At 64.5% G+C, this 19658-nt stretch carries 16 protein-coding genes; 12 read left to right on the top strand and 4 right to left on the bottom strand.

Annotation, left to right across the window (positions count from 1 at the left end; translation table 11 throughout):
• Positions 1-135: 135 nt before the first annotated feature.
• Positions 136-1416 carry a ubiquinone biosynthesis hydroxylase gene (locus NKH37_RS04840; protein WP_353004162.1) on the bottom strand — a complete coding sequence of 427 codons (1281 nt, stop codon included), beginning with the start codon at positions 1414-1416 and terminating at the stop codon, positions 136-138.
• A 64-nt stretch (positions 1417-1480) separates the two neighbouring features.
• Here NKH37_RS04840 and tesB point away from each other — a divergent pair, with 64 nt between their 5' ends.
• The 6 genes from tesB (at position 1481) to NKH37_RS04810 (ending at position 9451) form a co-directional block, all read left to right on the top strand.
• The gene (gene tesB / locus NKH37_RS04835; protein ID WP_023722686.1) at positions 1481-2356 is read left to right on the top strand and encodes an acyl-CoA thioesterase II; all 876 of its coding nucleotides are present in this window, start codon (positions 1481-1483) and stop codon (positions 2354-2356) included.
• Positions 2357-2575: 219 nt separating this feature from the next.
• Positions 2576-2914, top strand: coding sequence for a P-II family nitrogen regulator (locus tag NKH37_RS04830; protein WP_023679755.1), 339 nt, complete (start codon positions 2576-2578; stop codon positions 2912-2914).
• Positions 2915-2945: 31 nt separating this feature from the next.
• A complete protein-coding gene (locus tag NKH37_RS04825; RefSeq protein ID WP_353004039.1) occupies positions 2946-4367 on the top strand; it encodes an ammonium transporter in 1422 nt (473 codons plus the stop codon).
• Positions 4368-4783: 416 nt separating this feature from the next.
• Complete coding sequence (locus NKH37_RS04820) at positions 4784-7441, top strand: FtsK/SpoIIIE family DNA translocase (protein ID WP_353040824.1); 2658 nt, start codon at positions 4784-4786, stop codon at positions 7439-7441.
• Positions 7442-7574: 133 nt separating this feature from the next.
• Entirely contained in the window at positions 7575-8258 is a 684-nt protein-coding gene (locus NKH37_RS04815) for an outer membrane lipoprotein carrier protein LolA (RefSeq protein WP_352481025.1), read from the top strand.
• Between the two features lie 386 nt (positions 8259-8644).
• On the top strand, positions 8645-9451 hold the full coding sequence (locus NKH37_RS04810) for an exodeoxyribonuclease III (protein ID WP_353004035.1): 807 nt from the start codon (positions 8645-8647) through the stop codon (positions 9449-9451).
• Positions 9452-9471: 20 nt separating this feature from the next.
• On the opposite strand, the gene NKH37_RS04805 is transcribed toward NKH37_RS04810, so the two are convergent.
• The 3 genes from NKH37_RS04805 to NKH37_RS04795 are packed head-to-tail and all read right to left on the bottom strand — an operon-like array spanning position 9472 to position 12666.
• Positions 9472-10323 carry a TIGR01459 family HAD-type hydrolase gene (locus NKH37_RS04805; protein WP_023721395.1) on the bottom strand — a complete coding sequence of 284 codons (852 nt, stop codon included), beginning with the start codon at positions 10321-10323 and terminating at the stop codon, positions 9472-9474.
• On the bottom strand, positions 10320-11621 hold the full coding sequence (locus NKH37_RS04800) for an FGGY-family carbohydrate kinase (protein ID WP_353040822.1): 1302 nt from the start codon (positions 11619-11621) through the stop codon (positions 10320-10322). Before NKH37_RS04800 ends, NKH37_RS04805 begins: the two co-directional genes overlap by 4 nt.
• Position 11622: 1 nt before the next feature.
• Entirely contained in the window at positions 11623-12666 is a 1044-nt protein-coding gene (locus tag NKH37_RS04795) for a class II aldolase/adducin family protein (RefSeq protein ID WP_353004034.1), read from the bottom strand.
• A gap of 229 nt (positions 12667-12895) precedes the next feature.
• Between NKH37_RS04795 and NKH37_RS04790 the strand changes: the two genes are divergently transcribed.
• From NKH37_RS04790 to NKH37_RS04765, 6 genes are all read left to right on the top strand, one after another.
• Positions 12896-13678, top strand: a complete 783-nt coding sequence (locus tag NKH37_RS04790; protein WP_023721392.1) for a DeoR/GlpR family DNA-binding transcription regulator — start codon at positions 12896-12898, stop codon at positions 13676-13678.
• Positions 13675-15054 (top strand): FGGY-family carbohydrate kinase, encoded by a 1380-nt coding sequence (locus NKH37_RS04785; RefSeq protein WP_352961994.1) that lies wholly within the window; start codon positions 13675-13677, stop codon positions 15052-15054. The genes NKH37_RS04790 and NKH37_RS04785 overlap by 4 nt, the downstream gene beginning before the upstream one ends.
• Positions 15051-16595, top strand: coding sequence for a sugar ABC transporter ATP-binding protein (locus tag NKH37_RS04780; protein ID WP_352643719.1), 1545 nt, complete (start codon positions 15051-15053; stop codon positions 16593-16595). The genes NKH37_RS04785 and NKH37_RS04780 overlap by 4 nt, the downstream gene beginning before the upstream one ends.
• A 20-nt stretch (positions 16596-16615) precedes the next feature.
• A complete protein-coding gene (locus tag NKH37_RS04775) occupies positions 16616-17593 on the top strand; it encodes an ABC transporter permease subunit (RefSeq protein ID WP_502895841.1) in 978 nt (325 codons plus the stop codon).
• A gap of 85 nt (positions 17594-17678) precedes the next feature.
• Positions 17679-18617 carry an ABC transporter substrate-binding protein gene (locus NKH37_RS04770; RefSeq protein WP_023721388.1) on the top strand — a complete coding sequence of 313 codons (939 nt, stop codon included), beginning with the start codon at positions 17679-17681 and terminating at the stop codon, positions 18615-18617.
• A 117-nt stretch (positions 18618-18734) separates the two neighbouring features.
• The gene (locus NKH37_RS04765; protein WP_023721387.1) at positions 18735-19628 is read left to right on the top strand and encodes a sugar phosphate isomerase/epimerase family protein; all 894 of its coding nucleotides are present in this window, start codon (positions 18735-18737) and stop codon (positions 19626-19628) included.
• The last annotated feature ends 30 nt before the right edge of the window (positions 19629-19658 follow it).

Genomic DNA, 19658 nt, shown 5'->3' with positions numbered 1-19658 from the left:
TCCTATTCTCACGTACCCAAACGCACGCTCCGCTCCGGTTCTCGGAAGCCACTGTTGGTCGCTTCGCGCCCCGTCTTCGACTCCGGCTCGGCCTGACCTGAATCTCAACACATCCTGGCATGTCTGTGAGATGGATCAGATCGCCTCACCCTTCAACAGCTTCGGCGTGTCGCCGGACAGACCTGACGCCTGGCGGATGAAGAACCCCTTCAGCCGCGGCATGCGTTCGACAAGGCCAAGACCGACGTCGCGCAACGTACGCAGCGGGCCGAAATCGTTGGAAAACAGCCGGTTCAGCACATCGGTGGTGATGCCCATCTGCACCGTGTCGAAGCGCCGCCATTGCTGGTAGCGCTCAAGCACGTCGAGCGCGCCGATGTCCTGGCCGAGCCGGTCGGCCTCGACCACCACCTCAGCAAGTGCCGCCACGTCCTTGAAGCCCAGATTGAGGCCCTGGCCGGCGATCGGGTGGATGCCGTGGGCGGCGTCGCCGGCCAAGGCGATGCGCGGCGCGACGAAGGCGCGCGCAATGGTCAGCCCGAGCGGCCAGGCGCGGGGCTTGTCGGCGATATGGATTTCGCCGAGCTTGAGGCCAAAGCGGTGCTCGAGCTCATACTCCAGGACCAGGGTGTCGCCTGCGACCAGCTTTTCGGCATCCTGCGACCGTTCGACCCAGACGATCGACGAACGGTTGGTGCCGTCCTTGCCCGGCTTGAGTGGCAGCGTGGCAAAGGGGCCGGCCGGAAGAAAATGCTCTTCGGCGCGGCCGTTGTGCGGCCGCTCATGCGCCACCGTGCAGACGATGCCGGACTGGCCATACTCCCATTTCACCGTTTTGATGCCGGCCATGTCGCGCAGCTTCGAGTTGACGCCGTCGGCGGCGACCAGCAGCCGCGCCTTAAGCGTCGCGCCATCGGCAAGATGCACGGTGATGCCGGCGCCGTTGGTATCGAAGGCGCTGACGGCGACGCCCTCGATGATGCCGATGCCGAGCTGTTCGGCGCGCCGGCGCAAGGCGCCGTTCAAATCCTTGTTGGCGACCATATGCGCAAAGGGTTCGCCGGGCGCGACCTCGCCATCGAAGGTGAGGAACACCGGACGGACCGGATCCGTTGTGCGCGAATCGGTGACGATCATTTCGGTGATCGCCTGCGCCTCCGGCGCGATCTCGTTCCAGACGCCGAGCTGGTCGAGCATGCGGCACGCGGCGGCTGCAATCGCCGAGGCGCGGCCGTCCTTCTGCCAGACGCCGGCGGGTGCTGCGTCGACGACGGCAACGGCGAGGCTCGGCCGCGCCTGCTTCAGAGACACGGCGGCGGCCAGGCCGATATAGCCGGCGCCGGCGACCAGAACGTCGAGCGAATTCTTGCTGTCCACGATGGCAATTCCTTTCGCAGCCTGACTGTCGCCGGGCATTCCGCCCTTGACTGCCCGCTGTTCCTGTCGGAAACCGCCATGGTAATTTTGCGGCGAGGTCAAGATGACGGCAGCCATGGACGAGCTTCTCGGCATTCTCGACCTCGAGCAGCTGGAACACAACCTGTATCGCGGTCGCAGCCCCAAGCTCGACTGGCAGCGCATCTTCGGCGGCCAGACCATCGCCCAGGCGCTTGTCGCCGCGCAGCGAACGGTCGAGGCCGAGCGCCATGTGCACTCGCTGCATGGCTATTTCATGCGACCGGGCGACACCAAGGTGCCGATCATCTACGAGGTCGACCGCATCCGTGACGGCGGCTCCTTCACCACGCGCCGCGTCGTCGCGATCCAGCACGGCCAGGCGATCTTTTCGCTGGAAGCCTCATTCCAGCAGGATGAGGTCGGCCTGGAACATCAGGTGCCGATGCCGCAGGACGTGCCGGCGCCCGACACATTGCTGTCGCAGCGCGAATTGCTGGGCAAGTTCGGCGAAGCCGTGCCCGACGGCATCAAGCGCTATTGGGAGCGCGACCGGCCGATCGAGATGAAGCCGGTGATGCTGAAGCATTACACGAGCCGGGAAAAGCTCGAGCCGAAGCAGAACATCTGGATCCGCACCACCGGCCCGGTGCCGGCCGACCGCGCCACGCAGGCGGCCGTGCTCGCTTACCTCTCCGATATGACGTTGCTCGACACCTCGACTTTTGCCCACGGCCGCGCCATTTTCGATCGCGACATCCAGGCAGCGAGCCTCGACCACGCCATGTGGTTCCATCGCAGCCACCCGCTCGACGACTGGATGCTGTACACGCAGGACAGCCCGTCGACGCAAGGATCGCGTGGCTTTACCCGCGGCTCGCTATTTGCCCGCGACGGCACGTTGATCGCCTCGGTTGCCCAAGAAGGACTCATCCGGCTGAAGCGGCCGCCTGCCGAGTAGGCATTTTTCGAATTTTGCCTATTTTTTAATCATTTGCATTGACGCAACTGTGAACAGGCAGCCGACAAACCTTCCCGATTTCGTTGTTTAACAACAGCTTAACACCCTGCTTCGGCAATTGGCACGGAGCTTGAATCCTAGCGGGCACTCTCCGGCTCTCATGGGGATCGGCGAAGTCGTGCAAACGCGGGGACCCGCAACAGCAAAGGGTGAAACCTTATGAAGATCGTGATGGCAATCATAAAGCCGTTCAAGCTCGACGAGGTGCGCGAGGCGCTCACCGCAGTCGGCATCCAAGGCCTGACCGTCACCGAAGTAAAAGGCTACGGACGTCAGAAGGGGCACACGGAAATCTATCGCGGGGCGGAATACGCGGTCAGCTTCCTGCCGAAGATCAAGATCGAAGTCGCGGTCGCCGTCGACATGGTCGACAAGGCCGTCGAAGCCATCACCGCGGCGGCCAAGACCGGTCAGATCGGCGACGGCAAGATCTTCGTCTTCGGCATCGACCAGGCGGTGCGCATTCGCACCGGCGAAACAGACACCGACGCGCTTTGAGCCGCGGACACGTATTCCAATGGAGAGTTCAATGAATATTCCTTCCACCTTGAAGTTAACGGGACGCGCGGCCGTTTTGGGCTCGCTCGCTCTCGCTGCACTGGGCACGGTTGCTGCGTTCGCGCAGGAAGCGGCTCCGGCAGCACCGGCAGCGGCGCCGGCATTCACCGTCGACAAGGGCGACACGACGTGGATGATGATCTCCACTATTCTGGTGCTGCTGATGACCATTCCCGGCCTTGCCCTTTTCTACGGTGGCCTGGTTCGCGCCAAGAATATGCTGTCGGTGCTGATGCAGGTCTTCACCATCACCAGCGTGGTCATGATCGTCTGGGTTTTCTACGGCTACAGCCTGGCCTTCACCCCCGGCAACGCCTTCGTCGGTGGCCTTTCCAAGATGTTTCTGGCCGGCGTCGACGTGACGACGGTGTCCGAAACCTTCACCAAGGGCGTGGCCATTCCCGAACTGGTGTTCGTTCTCTTCCAGATGACCTTCGCCTGCATCACGCCTGCCCTGATCGTCGGCGCTTTCGCCGAACGCATCAAGTTCTCCGCCGTGATCCTTTTCACCATCCTCTGGGTCACCTTCGTATATTTCCCGATCGCGCACATGGTGTGGTTCTGGGGCGGCCCGAGCGCTTATAGCGATCCGTCGGGTCTCATCTTCGGCTTCGGCGCCATCGACTTCGCCGGCGGCACCGTCGTTCACATCAATGCAGGCATTGCCGGCCTTGTCGGCGCGCTGATGATCGGCAAGCGTATCGGCTACCAGAAGGACGTCATGGCGCCGCACTCGATGACGCTGACCATGGTCGGCGCCTCGCTGCTGTGGGTCGGCTGGTTCGGCTTCAATGCCGGTTCGAACCTGGAAGCGAACGCCTATGCCGTGCTGGCCATGGTCAATACGTTTGTCGCCACGGCGGCGGCGGCAGTGACCTGGATCGTGCTTGAAACGCTGCTGCGCGGCAAAGCATCCATGCTTGGCGCCGTTTCGGGTGCTGTCACCGGCCTCGTCGCCGTGACACCTGCCGCCGGCTTTGCCGGACCGATGGGCGCCATCGTGCTCGGTCTCGTCGCCACTTGCGTCTGCTACTTCTTCGTCTCGGTGGTGAAGAACAAGTTCGGCTACGACGACAGCCTCGATGTTTTCGGCATCCACTGCATCGGCGGCATCATCGGCGCGCTCGGCACCGGTATCCTGGTCAATCCCGCTCTCGGTGGCGCCGGCATCGTCGATTACTCGACAGCCGACTTCGCCGCCGGCTACGCCGGCACGGCCACCCAGTTGTTGTCGCAGTTCAAGGGTGTGCTGGTGACAATCCTGTGGTCGGGTATCGGCAGCGCGATCCTCTACAAGATCGTCGACCTGATCGTCGGCCTGCGTCCGACAGCCGATGCAGAGCGCGAAGGGCTCGATCTCACCTCGCACGGCGAAGTGGCCTATCACCCGTAAGCTCGTCCGGGGCGGCCTCGGCCGCCTCGCGACGTCCCATCCCGTCGTGATGCTCCCGCAAGGGCTCACGCCTTGAGGCCCGGAAATCTTCCGGGCCTCTTTTTTGTGCGCGGATGGCCGTGACGGCTCGATCACAATCGCCTGATCAGGTGCTCGATCCGTCGGCGGCGTGAAACATCGGCCGCAGCGGCTCCAGCGTGCCCGCCATTTTCGCCGAGTCAGCGTGGTTGCCAATGCCTGTCGCAGGATCACCGCCGCGTTTGAACAGGAAGTCAGGCGTGACATCCTGCGCCCGTTCCGCAGACGCAGACTGCCCATGGTTAATGCGCCCTTAACCTTCCCGCCGCTAGTCTGACAGCCGAATCTGCCGTGTTGCGCGTCCGCGCCCGGCCGGGCAACGACAGACGAGGAAGAGCATGCGTTCAGGGGCTTCAGCACCGCTTGCGCTGGCCGATACGGGGCACGGCATCCGGGCGTTCGCGAGGCGCCAGGTCGGGCGGCTGGTCGGTGCCGGGCTGTTTGCTCTGGTTGGCTTCGGCGTCGCCGCCCTTGCCACCTGGAACGTCGCCGATCCGAGCTTCTCGCACGCCACCGATAATATCGTCACCAATGCAATGGGTTATGCCGGCGCCGTCTTTTCCGACATTGCCATGCAGTTCTTCGGACTTGCCGCCGTTGCGGCGCTGGTGCCGGCGGTGATCTGGGGATTTCTGCTGTTTACCGCGCGCGGCGTCGACCGGCTGCCGAAACGGGCGCTGGCCTGGTTCGGGTTTTCGCTGCTTGGCGCGGCAATTGCCGGCTGCGTGGTGCCGCCCAAGACCTGGCCGCTGCCGACCGGCCTCGGCGGCGTCTTTGGCGACATGGTGCTCAACATTCCCGGCCTGGTCATCGGCGGCTATCCGACCGGCCTCGTCGCCAGCGTGCTTGCCGTGCTCCTTGCAGCACCGGCGCTGGGGCTGTTTCTGTATGGTTCGGCGCTGATTTCACGCAAGAACGGCTTTGCCGTGCTTGATCAGCCCACTGCTGCCGATCCGCAGGACGACCTGCTTTTCGACAATGAAGAGGACGAGGGCGACGAAGGCATATTGGCGCTTGGCGCCATCACCCATTGGTGGCTGTCGCTGCGGGCCTATCTGCGTCGCCGCGCCGCGCGCCGGCGCGAGCGCGACGATTTCGAGCCGGAGATGGAGCCGCGGGCCAGCGCCTGGCGGCGGGCGGCAGAACGGGTCGAATCGGCCGAGTTCGCCGAGGCGCGGATGAGCCCGGGCGGGCGCGCCCGCGTCGAGCCGGAATTCTTCGCCGCCATGGTCAACGACCGCAGTGCCTCGATCGACCCCGACGATGCCGATGTCTTCGATAACGACGACAATGACGACGACATGGATTTCGCGCCCGAGCCGGCCGGCCAACGCCGCGCCGCGCCGACGGCGAAGGTGCAGAACTTCCGTTCCGATGCGGCGACACGCGTCGAGGCGCCGGCGCCGCGGCCGGCACCCGGCGCCCGGGTCCAGCGCGAGGCGCAGACCTCGCTGATCGGCTCGGAAAAATTCGAGATGCCGTCACTGCATTTCCTGTCGGAACCGAAGAACGTGGTGCGCGACGCCAGCCTGTCGAAGGACGCGCTGGAGCAGAACGCCCGCCTGCTCGAGGGCGTGCTGGAGGATTTCGGCGTCAAGGGCGAAATCATCCATGTGCGCCCGGGTCCGGTCGTCACGCTTTACGAGCTGGAACCCGCGCCCGGCATCAAATCGTCGCGGGTGATCGGCCTGTCCGACGACATCGCCCGCTCGATGAGCGCCATCGCCTGCCGTGTCGCCGTGGTGCCTGGCCGCAACGCCATCGGCATCGAATTGCCGAACGCCAGGCGCGAGACCGTCTATTTGCGCGAGATCATGGCCAGCCGCGATTTCGAGACCACCAAGGCCAAGCTGGCGCTGGCGCTGGGCAAGACCATCAATGGCGAGGCGGTCATCGTCGACATCGCCAAGATGCCGCACGTGCTGGTCGCCGGCACCACCGGCTCGGGCAAGTCCGTCGCCATCAACACCATGATCCTGTCGCTGCTCTATCGGCTGACGCCGCAGGACTGCCGGCTGATCATGATCGATCCAAAGATGCTGGAGCTCTCGGTCTACGACGGCATCCCGCATCTTCTGACGCCGGTGGTCACCGATCCGAAGAAGGCGGTGGTGGCGCTGAAATGGACCGTGCGAGAGATGGAGGACCGCTACCGCAAGATGTCGAAGGTCGGCGTCCGCAACATCGACGGTTTCAACGCGCGCGTGCAGCAGGCCGAGAAAAAAGGCGAAAGGATCTCGCGCACCGTGCAGACCGGCTTCGACCGCCAGACCGGCGAGGCGATCTACGAGACCGAGAACCTCGACCTCGAGCCGATGCCCTACATCGTCGTCATCATCGACGAGATGGCCGATCTGATGATGGTCGCCGGCAAGGACATCGAAGGCGCAGTGCAGCGCCTGGCGCAGATGGCGCGCGCCGCCGGCATCCATGTCATCATGGCAACGCAGCGGCCGTCGGTCGACGTCATCACCGGCACCATCAAGGCCAACTTCCCGACCCGCATCTCCTTCCAGGTGACATCGAAAATCGACAGCCGCACCATCCTGGGCGAGCAGGGCGCCGAACAGCTGCTCGGCATGGGCGATATGCTCTACATGGCCGGCGGCGGCCGCATCCAGCGCGTGCACGGTCCCTTCGTTTCCGACGACGAGGTGGAGAGGATCGTCGCGCATCTGAAATTGCAAGGCGTGCCGGAATATCTCGACGCCATCACCGAGGACGACGACAAGGATGATGATGAGCCATCGGGCAAAGGCAATGGCGGCGGCGACGGCGGCAATTTCGAGGATTCCGACGATCCCTACGACCAGGCGGTCGCGGTGGTGCTGCGCGACGGCAAGGCCTCGACCAGCTACATCCAGCGCCGGCTCGGCATCGGCTACAACCGCGCCGCCTCGATCATCGAGAAGATGGAGAAGGAAGGCATTGTCGGCCCGGCCAACCATGCCGGAAAACGCGAAATCCTGGTGCCGACGGAGGACGACAAGTTCTAGAGCGCATCCGCGCCGGCAACTTTGAACCTCTCGGCGCGTTGCAACGGATGAGCGCTGCGCGCCCGCCAAACTTAAGCCCAACTGGGGGGCCAGACCAATATAACGAGCAAGCAATCAGATGATGGTGACCGGCATGAAAAACGCATCTTTCGCCCCAAGCAGGGATTTCGCCCCAACCCGCCGACAGGTGCTCGGCCTCGGTCTGGTCCTGGCCGGTGCCGCGGCCGTCAACGTCGTGCCCGGCTTCCAGCTGCTGGCGTCGGCGCAAGCAGCGGTTCCGGCGACGGCGCAGAAGATCGCCGATCATTTCTCCTCGGTCAAATCGATGAGCGGCGAGTTCGTGCAGTTCGGGCCAAAGGGCGAGCAGACCGGCGGCAAGTTCTTTCTGGAACGGCCGGGCAAGATCCGCTTCAACTATGACGGCGCCTCGAATTTCAGGGTGATTTCCGACGGCAAGTCGGTGGTCATCCTCAACAAGAAGCTGCGGACCTCCGACCTCTACCCGCTGTCGAAGACACCGCTGAAGCTGCTGCTCGACGACAAGATCGATCTGTCGGGCGGACGCGTCAGAAGCGTCAAGGAAGAAAACGATCTCACCACCATCCAGCTTGCCGACAAATCGGTGTTCGGCAATTCGAAGATCACCATGATGTTCGATCCGAAATCCTATGAATTGCGGCAGTGGACCATCACCGATGCGCAAGGCAAGGACACGACGGTGATGATCTTCAACACCAAGGAGGGCGTCAGTTTCGCGCCCGACACCTTTGCCATCGACTATACGGCCAACCGGGAACTGAACACCAAGTCGCGCTAAGGTGTGTCGATATTCAGGTGATGCCGGCCTGCAAACGGCGGTTTCCTGCGCTTCCCGCCTTCGCCGGCCAAAGCACTCATGAGCGGTCGTGGCAGTTAACGCTACGGCCGGCGTAGGCCGGTGCTCACGTACCCAAAAGTACGCTCCGCTCCGGTTCTCGGAATCCACCATTCTGGTCGCTTCGCGCCCGTCTTCGACTCCGACTCGGCCTGACCTGAATCTCAGCACACCTTGGGCTTGGTTCCTGTATTGATATTTCTGGAAAGTCGTGGGCCGCGCCCCCCAAGGCGCGGCCGGCTTGTTTTTGCGGTGCGCGGCTGGCAGTAGTTTGCGCGATTGACTTCCGTCGGGCCATCCGGCGGATCTTGCGTTGTCCGGAACCCCACATGCCGTTTTCCGTCGCTACCTGGAACATCAACTCCGTCCGGCTGCGCATGCCGATCGTCGAGCGTCTGCTGGTCGAGCAGGCGCCGGACGTGCTCTGCCTGCAGGAAACCAAGGTTCCTGACGAATTGTTTCCGGAGAAGGCGTTCCGCAAGCTTGGCTACGAGCACATCGCCTTCCATGGCCAGAAGGGCTACCACGGCGTTGCGACGGTGGCACGGCGGCCGATCGAGGTGGTCGAAAAGCGCCGCTTCTGCGAGATCGACGACAGCCGGCATCTGTCGGTCACCGTCAAGGCTGGCGGCAAGGCGATCCTGCTGCACAATTTCTACGTGCCGGCCGGCGGCGACGAGCCCGACCCGGCCGTCAACCGGAAGTTCAAGCACAAGCTCGATTTTGTTGCCGAGATGAACGCCGTCCGCGCCGAGCATGACGAGGCTTCCGGCTCGATCCTGGTCGGCGATCTTAACATCGCGCCGCTCGAGCACGATGTCTGGTCGCACAAGCAGCTGCTCAACGTCGTCAGCCATACGCCGGTCGAGACGGAAAATTTCGAAGCGATGCGGCTCGCCGGCGACTGGGTCGACCTGATGCGGCTCAATGTGCCTTACGAGGAGAAGCTCTACACCTGGTGGAGCTATCGTGCACAGGATTGGCAGGCGTCAAATCGCGGCCGCCGCCTCGACCATATCTGGTCGTCGCCAAACCTGGTGCCGCAGTTTGCCGGCTATGAAATCCTGCGGCCGGCGCGCGGCTGGGAGCGGCCCTCCGACCATGTGCCGGTGATCGGGCGTTTCAACCTCGATTAGCTTTGTCTCGCCTTAACAATTCAGCGAAACCTGAAGCTATCCGCGATGTAGTCGGGGCGGGCGTTCAGCGTGGCGAAAACAGTCTCCAGATCAGGTGTCTCCGCCAATATGCCGGACAGGACCAGCGTCGTCGCGACGCCGACGCCGTTGCCGCCGGCGATGTCGTGCTCCACGCTGTCGCCGACGCAGACCGCGTTGCCGCGCTCCGGGTTGCCCGCCAGCGCCAGCGCTGCCTCGAATATCTGCGGATAGGGCTTGCCGATGCGGGTGACGCTGCCGCCGAGGTTCTCATAGAGATCGGCCAGCCGGCCAGCGCCGAAGCAAGGCCCGACGGCAGTCAGCATGATCTTGTCGGGGTTGGTGCAGAAGCACGGCACCTGGCGCTTCGCCGCCGGACCGAGAAGCCGGCGATAATGGTCGAGGTCGTAGCGATCGCCCTCGCTGGCGGAAATCAGTACCAGTTCTGCATCGTCGCCGTCCTTGGCCAGGACGAAGGGCAGGCCGTCGACAGCCGAACGGTCATTATCGCGGCTGATCAGCAGGCATTTTGTCTGCGGGCGCAGGGTCCCCGATGCCGCCATTTCGTGGAAGGAGCGCCACGCCACCTCGCCGGAGGAGACAAAATGGTCCCAGCTTCCCGGTGCGAAGCCGAGCTTCAGCAGGCGGCGCTCATTGGGTTGCGCCCGCTTGCCGGAATTCGAGATCAGCACGATGGTCTTGCCGGCGCGCTTGAGTGCCGACAAGGCTTCGATAGCGCCTGGATAGGCGCTGGTGCCGTCGTGCAGCACACCAAATTGGTCGAGCAGGAACACCTGATAGCGCTCGGCCAGCGCGGCGATGCCGTCGAGGTGCTGAATTATCTTGGCCGTCATAAAAGCCCCGCTGCGCCTGCGCCCATCAGCGCCAGCCGCGCCGTACCGGCGGCGGCCTCGTCCGACAGAGCCGGCAAGAGGGCGACGCCGAGCTTGCGCTGCCGGATCGCCGTCCAGGCCGGATTGGCCGCACCACCGCCGACGCTCCTGACCGACGTCAGCCGGGGGGCACCGAGTTCGGCAAGCCGGCGATAGCCGAGCGCTTCGATCGCCGCAATACCCTCGAACATCGCTTTCAGATAGTCGGCGTCGTCGGCGGGCCGCGGCTCGAGGCGGGACGGCAGCGCCGGATCGGCTGCGGGGAAGCGTTCGCCCGGCGCCGGCAGCGGGTAATAATCGAGGCCGGTCTCGGTCGCCGGGTCGATCTTTTTGCTGAGCTCGACAATGCGGGCGACGGGGAAATGCTGGGCCAGCACCTTGCCGCCGGAGTTCGAGGCGCCGCCCGCCAGATAGGTGTCTCCCAGCCTATGGCTGTAGATGCCGAATTGCGGCGCCGAGATCGGCCGGTCGGAGAGGATCTTGATGGTCAGCGATGAGCCGAGCGCGGTGACGCCGGCGCCCGCGGCAGTCGCACCGGTCGCCAGGAACGACGCGCATCCATCGGTGGTGCCGGCGACGACAACCACGTCGCGCGGCAGGCCGAACATTTTCGCAGCGCTGGCGGTGAGCGTGCCCGTGACATCGCCCGGCCGCACGATTCGGGGCAGGAATTCCATGCGCATGCCGGTCGCCGCGATCCAGTCCGGCCAGCGCCGGGCCTCGACGTCGTAGCCGGTTTTCAGCGCGTTGTTCTCGTCACTGACATCGAAGCGGCCGGAAAACTGTCCGGCGATCCAGTCGGCCTGGTGCAGCACAGTGGCGACGCCGGGCAGGTGCTGGAAAGACAGCGCCTTGGCGAGACCGGACGTCGCCCCAAGTGCAGCGCTCGTTGCCGGTGCCGCGCCGGCTATTGCAGTCAGAATAATGTCGTCGGCGACCTTGTCGTTGTACATCAGCGGTTCGGCCAGCGGCCGCCCGGAGCCGTCGACCGGCAGCAGCGTGCCCGACGTACCGTCGACGGCGATCGAGAGCACTGCCGCGCGATCGATACATTTGAGCACTTCCGCCAACGTCGCGCCGACCGCCTCCCACCATACGGCGGGGTCGCGGCCGTTCAGCCCAAATCGCTCAAGGGCAATTGCGGAATGCGCGGCGATGGAAAAGTCCGGGCGCATTGCGACGGCGCGCGCGCCGGATGTGCCGATGTCGATGCCGATGGCAAGCGGGCCAGTTGATAGCGGGCTTGACGAACGCGGCATGTCAGCTGCCTCCGGCATTGAGTTTCTGGCGATATTTTTCGGCGTCCCAGTTGATCAGTTCGTCATTCTCCGCCGCTGTCAGATAATTCAGCTTCGCAGCGACATCGACCCGCGCCGTCACGTCGGCGAGGCAGCGCTGCATGGCGTCGGCGCCGGCGCCGGCGTCGCCGCGCATCAGCACGCCAAGGCCGGGAAACAGGATCGCCACGGGTGCGGCGCCGCAGCGCTCGATCACGCGCTTCACATCCTCGTCCGGTCTCGCCACGACCGAACCCTCGCCGAGAAAGATGACGTGGTCGGGGTAGAGGCTGCCCCCTGCCGCCATGCGGCAGCATTCGGGGTCGATCGCCACCGCATGCGCCTCGACGTCGGCCGGCAGTCTGTAGCCGCTGCCGCCGGCGAGCGCCGTCAGCGCCACGATGTCCGGTTCTGCCACCTGGCGCGGCGGCCGCGCCAGGAGCCGGGTTACGCGGCGCAGCAGCATGTCGGCCGCGGCGACGGTCTCGGCTGCAACGACCAGACCGTGATTGCCGAGGATCAGGATGTCTACGCCTGGCCGCAAGCGCTCGGCGATCCCTTGGGCAAGCGGCAGCCCCGGCCGGCGATAAGGAACATAGGTCCATTGGTGGCCATCGAGCCGCCTGGCGACCTCGGCCTCGCAATCGGCCTGCACGGCCAGCGAAATGGTCTCGACGCAGTGGACATGCAGGACGATACGCTGCGGCATCAGCGCATGCACCGTGGTCTCGATCGACGGGCGCAAGCCGCGTGGATTGAGGGCGCCGATGGCAAAGGCCTGCGGCTGTTCGGCGGCCGGGTCGCGCCGTTCGATGGCTTCAAGCAATGGCGGGATGCTGACCGGCACCATGATGTCTGCGGTAAGCGCGTCCTTCAGCCAGGTACCGGAGGCCTTGATCCAGAGCGTGTCGCCGGCTTTCAGCGAGGTATTGCCGCCGGCGGCCTGGGTCAGATGCGGGTCGCTGCCGATGACGGCCGAAAGCGACCGCAGCGCTGCCAATTCCTGCGCATCCGCACTGATCGTCATCGAAATTCCTCCACAAACCGGCCGCGTGGCCACGGCTTTGGACGGCCCGTTGCCGGGACTAAGACCGACGCTGGTATCGCAGATGCGAGTGAGTTACGTCAACAGTGATGTTATCGCGTCAAATCACGCTTGCAATCCGAGGCCCGTTGAGTAAGTTGCACCAATTGCCGTGCAAAATGGCAATGCCGTGCAAAATGGCTTGGGAGGCAAGCGCATTGGGAGGTAAGGGTTGAGCGACTCCGGCCGCCAGCGCCAGATTGTCGAGCTTTTGCGAGACCGGCCTTTCGCATCGGTGCGCGAGCTGCAGGAGCGGCTTGGCGTGTCGGCGGCGACGGTGCGGCGCGACATCGACAAGATCGACGAGGCCGGCGAAGCGCGCAAGGTCTATGGCGGCATCTCGGCGCTCGATGGCGCTTCGCAAGTTGGCGTCGCCTATGCCAGGCCCTATGACGAGAACCGCGACCTCGCCGTCGAGGCCAAGCGGCAGATCGCCGCTCTCGCCGCCACCATGGTGCGCGACGGCGACGCGGTCATCGTGCATGGCGGTTCGACCTGCTTCCATCTCGGCGTCAAGCTCGCCGACCGCAACATCCGGCTCTACACCAACTCGATGCCGCTCGCGGCCTATCTCAGCGATCACGGCCATTGCAGCCTGACCGTCGCCGGCGGCGAACTGCACCGCGAGCCGGGTATCATCCATTCGCTGACCCAGACGGTGCCGTTCTACGCCTCGAAGTTCTTTCTCGGCGCGCAAGGCATCGGCCAGGAAGGCCTTCTGGAATCGCACCCGCTGCTGGTCCGCTCGATCGTCGAGCTCAGCCTCTGCGCCGACCAGATCGTCGTGCTGGCCGACAGCCGCAAACTGTCGATCCACGCCCGCAACGTGGCGCTGCCGCTGTCGCGGATCGGTACGCTGGTCACCGATGAGGGCCTGTCCGACACCGACGCGCGCATGCTCGAAGATGCCGGCGTCATGGTGCGCATCGCCGCGTCCTCGGGAGGCGCCCAGTGAAAGTAGCCGTCCTCGATTTCGGCAAGACCAATTCGAAGCTGTTCGTCTTCGGCCAGGACGGACGCATCCTCGACGAGCGCCGCACCCAGCCGAGCTGGATCCGCAAAAACGGCTTCAGCGTGCTCGACGAGGCAACGCTGCACGACTGGGCGGCCCGCGCCATCGATGACGCCGTCGACACGCATGGCGTGGAAGGGCTGATGGTATCCGGCCATGGCTGCACCTTCGCGTTGGTCGACGACGCCGCGCTGACGCATCCGATCCTCGATTACGAGCAGGAACCGCCGGCCGAGATCGCCGCGCAAATCGATCGCCGCATTCCGGATTTTGCCGAGACCTTTTCGCCGCGCCTGCCGCTTGGCTTCAACTACGGCCGCCACATGTTGTGGCTGAAGGAGGTGGAGCCCGGTGCCTTCGCCGCAGCGAAATCGATCCTCGGCTACCCCCAATACTGGAGCTGGCGCCTTGGTGGCCGGCCGGTATCGGAAGTGTCCTATCTCGGCTGCCACTCGCATTTATGGGCGCCGCGCAAACGCGATTTCAGCTCGCTGGTCGATGGCGAGGGCTGGCGCGGCCAGATGCCCGCCTTCGAGCGTGCCGGCGCGGTGATCGGCGAGCAGCGCTTCGGCCGAGCCGCGAAGCCGGTCGCCATCCATAATGGCGTCCACGACAGCAATGCCGCGCTCCATGCCTACCGCCGGCAGCAGCTCGGGCCGGTGACCGTGGTCTCGACCGGCACCTGGGTCGTCGTTCTCAATCCGGACTGCCCGCTCGACGCACTCGACGGCGAGCGCGACATGCTGGTCAACGTCGATGTCGATGGCGGCCCGGTGCCAACCATCCGCTTCATGGGCGGCCGCGAATTCGCGACGATCAGCGCCGGCTGGCAGGGCGCCATCGCGCCGTCATCGATACAGCGGGTGATCGACGCCGGCATCATGGCGCTGCCGAGCTTCGCGCCCGGCGGCCCGATGGCACACCGGCGCGGCGAACTGGTCGGGCGCACGCCCAACGCCGACGAACGCGCGGCCATGGCGCTGCTCTATGTCGCGCTGATGGTCGATTTGTGCCTCGAGCTGATCCATTCCGATAATACCGTCATCGTCGACGGCGGCCTGAACAATGGCGGGCTGCTTGCCGCGCTGCTGGCGCAAGTGCGTCCCGGGCAGGCCTTCCTGCAGGGCGCAACGCTGGAGGGCAGCGCCACCGGTGCCGCAGCACTTGCCTTCGAAAGCGTCGGACGCGAGTTTGCCATCGAGGCGCCGGAGGCGGTGCATGCGGCAAGCTTCAGCGGCCTTGCCGGCTACCGCAACGACTGGCGCGGCCTTGCCGCCGATCGGGGTGCCCCCAGAGCAGCTGCGGGAGGTGCGCGATGAGCGCCATCGCCCGGATCGAGACGGTGCGCCAGCCGGTGCTGGAGATGCGCCACATCTCGAAGACATTCGGCCCGATCCGCGCCCTGCACGATGTGTCGCTGACCGTCCATGCCGGCGAGCTGCACGCGCTGATGGGTGAGAACGGTGCCGGCAAGTCGACGCTGATGAAGGTGCTGTCCGGTGCCTACCGGCCGGATCCCGGCGGCGAAATCCTGATCGACGGCATGCCGGCCGCCACCGGCGACCCGATCAAGGCACGCGCCGCCGGCATTGCGGTCATCTACCAGGAGCTGTCGCTGGCGCCCAATCTGTCGGTGGCGCAGAACATTTTCCTCGGCAACGAGCCGCGACGGTTCGGCATCGTCGATCGCGAGCAGTGTAACCGGCGCGCCAGCGACATCATCGCGCGGCTCGGCGTGACTTTTTCAGCGCGCACCCCGGTCAGCAGCCTGTCGCTCGGCGAACGCCAGTTGGTCGAAATCGCCCGCGCGCTGTCGACCAATGCGCGCATCATCGTCATGGACGAGCCGACCACCTCGCTGACCTCGCGTGAGACCGACCGGCTGTTCGAGGTGATCGCGACGCTGAAGTCGCAAGGTATCGCCATCATCTACATCAGCCACCGCATGGAAGAGGTCTACCAGCTCGCCGACCGCGTCAGCGTGCTGCGCGACAGCGGCTATGTCGGCACGCTCGACCGCGCCGATCTGAACGCCTCGCGCCTGGTATCGATGATGGTCGGACGCGATCTGTCGACGTTCTACAAGAAGGATCACCGCCCGCCGGACAGCAAGCGCGCCGTCGCGCTGTCGGTGCGCGGCATGTCGGACGGCAATTTCATAAGGAATTGCTCCTTCGACCTCCACAAAGGCGAGGTGCTGGCGCTGGCCGGCCTGGTCGGCTCGGGCCGCACCGAACTGGCACGACTGATCTTCGGCGCCGACAGGCACATATCGGGCACGCTGGAGCTCGGCGGCAAACCGATATCCATCGGTTCGCCAAGCGAGGCGCTGGATGCCGGCATCGCCTACCTGACCGAGGACCGCAAGCAACTTGGCCTGTTCCTCGACATGTCGATCTCCGACAACATCAGCATGGGCGTGCTGGCAAGGGACGCGAAGGCCGGCGGTCTGCGCGACTTCGCGGCTGCCGAAAAGCGCGCCGCCAAGGCGGTGTCCGAGCTCTCCATCCGCACCAGCTCGGTGCAGGCCAATGCCGGCTCGCTGTCGGGTGGCAACCAGCAGAAGGTGCTGCTCGCCCGCCTGCTGGAAACAGAGCCGCAGGTCGTCATCCTCGATGAGCCGACCCGCGGCGTCGACGTCGGGGCGAAGTCGGAAATCTACCGGCTGATCGACAATCTGGCCAAGAAAGGCATCGCCATCCTGATGATCTCCAGCGAACTGCCGGAGGTGATCGGCATCGCCGACCGCGTGCTGGTGATGCGCGACGGCACCATTGCCGGCGAGGTAACGGCGTCGGAGGGCGAGCCACTGCGGCAGGAAGCGATCATGGAACTTGCAACGGGAGCGGCTCAGCGATGACCGACAAAGTGGCCGACACGATGAAAGCGGACGACCGGGCGGTCGGCAGGAGCACAAGGTGGCGCACCGCCATCGCTGCGCTCGGCATGCTGCCGATCCTGATTCTGCTGGCGGTCGGCTTCCAGTTCATCAACCCGCGCTTTTTCACCCAGACCAATCTGCTGATCGTCATGCAGCAATCGTCGATCAACATCGTGTTGGCGGCCGGCATGACCTTCGTCATCCTGACCGGCGGCATCGACCTGTCCGTCGGCTCGATCCTTGCCGCCTCGGCGATGGTGGCGGTGATGGTGTCGCTGGTGCCCGATTGGGGACTGCTGGGCGTGCCGGCGGCCATTCTCGTCGGGCTCGGCTTCGGCGTCATCAACGGCCTGCTGATCGCCTACATCAAGCTGCCGCCCTTCATCGTCACGCTGGGATCACTGACCGCCGTGCGCGGCGTCGCCCGGTTGCTTGGCCAGGACACGACGGTGTTCAACTCGGACCTGCCGTTCGACTTCATCGGCAACGGTTCGCAGTTCGGCGTTCCATGGCTGGTCATCATCGCGCTGGCGGTCGTGGTGCTGTCCTGGCTGGTGCTCAAGCGCACCGTGCTTGGCACCTGGATCTACGCCGTCGGCGGCAACGCCGAGGCCGCCAGACTGACCGGCATCAAGGTGCCGCTGGTGCTGCTCTTCGTCTACGGCGTTTCCGGCCTTCTGGCCGGCCTTGGCGGCGCCATGTCGGCGGCCCGGCTCTATGCCGCCAACGGGCTGCAGCTCGGCCAGTCCTACGAACTCGACGCCATTGCCGCGGTCATCCTCGGCGGCACCAGCTTCGTCGGCGGCGTCGGCTCGATCTGGGGCACGCTGATCGGCGGCCTGATCATCGCCGTGCTGTCAAATGGGCTCATCCTCGCCGGTGTTTCCGACATCTGGCAGTACATCATCAAGGGATTGGTCATCATCGTGGCGGTCGCCCTCGACCGTTACCGGCTCCAGGCAGGAGCAAGAACGTGATGGCCCTTAGTCGCCGGCGTCCATCGAGCCGGTTTCATGTGTAACGCACCGTGAGAGGCGCGGGCATCAGGAGGAAAATAAAACTATGAAGATCATCGCTAAACTGCTCTGCGGCGTCGCCCTTGCAGCCGCCGTCATCGCGCCGGCATCGGCCAAGGACCTGAACAAGGTCGGCATCTCGGTCGGCCTGCTCGGCAACCCGTTCTTCGTCGCCACCATCAAGGGCATCGAGGACGCGGCCAAGAAAATCAACCCGAATGTGCAGGTGACATCGGTATCGGCCGACTACGATCTCAACAAGCAGGTCTCGCAGGTCGATTCCTTCATCGCCGCCGGCGTCGACGTCATCATGCTCAATGCCGTCGATGCCAAGGCGATCGCACCGGCGGTGAAGAAGGCACAGGCGGCCGGCATCGTCGTTGCCGCTTTTGACGTTTCGGCGCCGGGCGCCGACGTCACCGTGATGACCAACAATGTCAAGGCCGGCGAAGAGGCGTGCCAGTATCTGGTCGACCATACCGGCGGCAAGGGCGACTACGTCATCCTCAACGGCCCGGCCTCGTCGTCGATCCTGGAGAGGGTCAAGGGCTGCAAGGACGTGCTGGCAAAACACCCCGACATCAAGGTCCTTTCAGACGACCAGAACGCCGAAGGCTCACGTGACGGCGGCTTGAAAGTGTTTCAGTCGCTGCTGACCCGTTTCGACAAGATCGACGCGGTGTTCGCCATCAACGATCCGACGGCGATCGGCGCCCAGCTTGCGGCCAAGCAGCTCAACCGCTCGGAGTTCATCTTCACGGCGGTCGACGGCGCGCCCGATATCGAGAAGGAACTCGCTTCCGGCACGTCGATGATCAAGGCCTCGGCCTCGCAGGATCCCTATGTGATGGCCGGCCAGTCGCTGACGATGGCGGCTGACCTGCTTGCCGGCAAGAAGCCGGCCGAGCCGACGGTGCTGCTCGACCCGAAGCTGATCACGGCCGACAATTTGAAGGATTACAAGGGCTGGACCGCAGCTCGCTAAACCTCCCAAGCCTGGTGGGGGCGGGGTGAAGGGCCGCACCTTTTTTGTCTGAGCAACGGATTGCCAAACACCGATTTGGACTTGGGTCCGCTACTGCTGGAATAACCGGAGACAATCATGTCGCGCATCGGAATCCACTCATTCGTCTGGTCGGCGAGCTCGACGCAGAGCGATCTCGAGCGGACGCTGGCCAACACCAGCGAAGCCGGCTTCGACCTGATCGAATTCTCCTATCTCGACCCCGCCAATGTCGACATTGACGGCTTGGCCAAGCGGATAGCCGATCTCGGCCTCGGCGTCGCGATCAGCATCGGACTGCCGGCCGACGGCGATATTTCGAGCGCCGACAAAACGATTGCGGCGCACGGCGTCGAAATCCTGAAACGTACGATCGCGCTGACTCGCGATCTCGGCGGCCAGAAGGTTGCCGGCATCCTCAGCACCAGCCACGGTTTGCAGAGCGAGGCGCCGACGCGCGACCAGTGGAACCGCAGCGCCGGCACGCTTGCCGAGGTGGCGGAGACGGCAAAGTCAGCCGGCGTCACCCTCAACCTCGAGATCGTCAACCGCTTCGAAAGCAACCTGCTCAACACCGCCGCGCAAGGCATGGCCTTTCTCGAGGACAGCGGCTCCGACAACATCTTCCTGCATCTCGACACGTTCCACATGAACATCGAGGAGGCCGATGTCGGATTGGCCATCCGCAACGCCGCAAAGAAAATCGGCTATGTCCATATCGGCGAGAGCCATCGCGGCTTCCTCGGCACCGGCAATATCGATTTCGCCGGGATATTCGATGCGCTGACCGCTATCGGCTACAGCGACGACCTCAGCTTCGAATCCTTCTCGTCGGAAATCGTCGACGAGAACCTGTCGCGGAAAACCGCGATCTGGCGCAATCTGTGGACCGACAATATGGAGCTGGCCAAACATGCGCGCCGCTTCATTGCGCTCGGACTGGAGACGGCGCGGCGCAAGGCCGAGCTTGTTTCCGCAACGCACCGGCCTTGAGAACTCGCAAATTCCGAAATCTGGTTAAAC

Origin of the sequence: Mesorhizobium sp. M1217 (assembly GCF_040318275.1) — a bacterium.
GTDB lineage: Bacteria > Pseudomonadota > Alphaproteobacteria > Rhizobiales > Rhizobiaceae > Mesorhizobium.
The sequence above is the reverse complement of the archived record's forward strand: the minus strand, read 5'-3'. Positions and strand labels throughout refer to the sequence as shown.

Excerpts from the sequence above, each read along its gene's own strand:
- NKH37_RS04840 (WP_353004162.1), bottom strand. The coding sequence starts at position 1,416 with ATGCCCGGCGACAGTCAGGCTGCGAAAGGAATTGCCATCGTGGACAGC.
- tesB (WP_023722686.1), top strand. The coding sequence starts at position 1,481 with ATGACGGCAGCCATGGACGAGCTTCTCGGCATTCTCGACCTCGAGCAG.
- NKH37_RS04830 (WP_023679755.1), top strand. The coding sequence starts at position 2,576 with ATGAAGATCGTGATGGCAATCATAAAGCCGTTCAAGCTCGACGAGGTG.
- NKH37_RS04825 (WP_353004039.1), top strand. The coding sequence starts at position 2,946 with ATGAATATTCCTTCCACCTTGAAGTTAACGGGACGCGCGGCCGTTTTG.
- NKH37_RS04820 (WP_353040824.1), top strand. The coding sequence starts at position 4,784 with ATGCGTTCAGGGGCTTCAGCACCGCTTGCGCTGGCCGATACGGGGCAC.
- NKH37_RS04815 (WP_352481025.1), top strand. The coding sequence starts at position 7,575 with ATGAAAAACGCATCTTTCGCCCCAAGCAGGGATTTCGCCCCAACCCGC.
- NKH37_RS04810 (WP_353004035.1), top strand. The coding sequence starts at position 8,645 with ATGCCGTTTTCCGTCGCTACCTGGAACATCAACTCCGTCCGGCTGCGC.
- NKH37_RS04805 (WP_023721395.1), bottom strand. The coding sequence starts at position 10,323 with ATGACGGCCAAGATAATTCAGCACCTCGACGGCATCGCCGCGCTGGCC.
- NKH37_RS04800 (WP_353040822.1), bottom strand. The coding sequence starts at position 11,621 with ATGCCGCGTTCGTCAAGCCCGCTATCAACTGGCCCGCTTGCCATCGGC.
- NKH37_RS04795 (WP_353004034.1), bottom strand. The coding sequence starts at position 12,666 with ATGACGATCAGTGCGGATGCGCAGGAATTGGCAGCGCTGCGGTCGCTT.
- NKH37_RS04780 (WP_352643719.1), top strand. The coding sequence starts at position 15,051 with ATGAGCGCCATCGCCCGGATCGAGACGGTGCGCCAGCCGGTGCTGGAG.
- NKH37_RS04775 (WP_502895841.1), top strand. The coding sequence starts at position 16,616 with ATGAAAGCGGACGACCGGGCGGTCGGCAGGAGCACAAGGTGGCGCACC.
- NKH37_RS04770 (WP_023721388.1), top strand. The coding sequence starts at position 17,679 with ATGAAGATCATCGCTAAACTGCTCTGCGGCGTCGCCCTTGCAGCCGCC.
- NKH37_RS04765 (WP_023721387.1), top strand. The coding sequence starts at position 18,735 with ATGTCGCGCATCGGAATCCACTCATTCGTCTGGTCGGCGAGCTCGACG.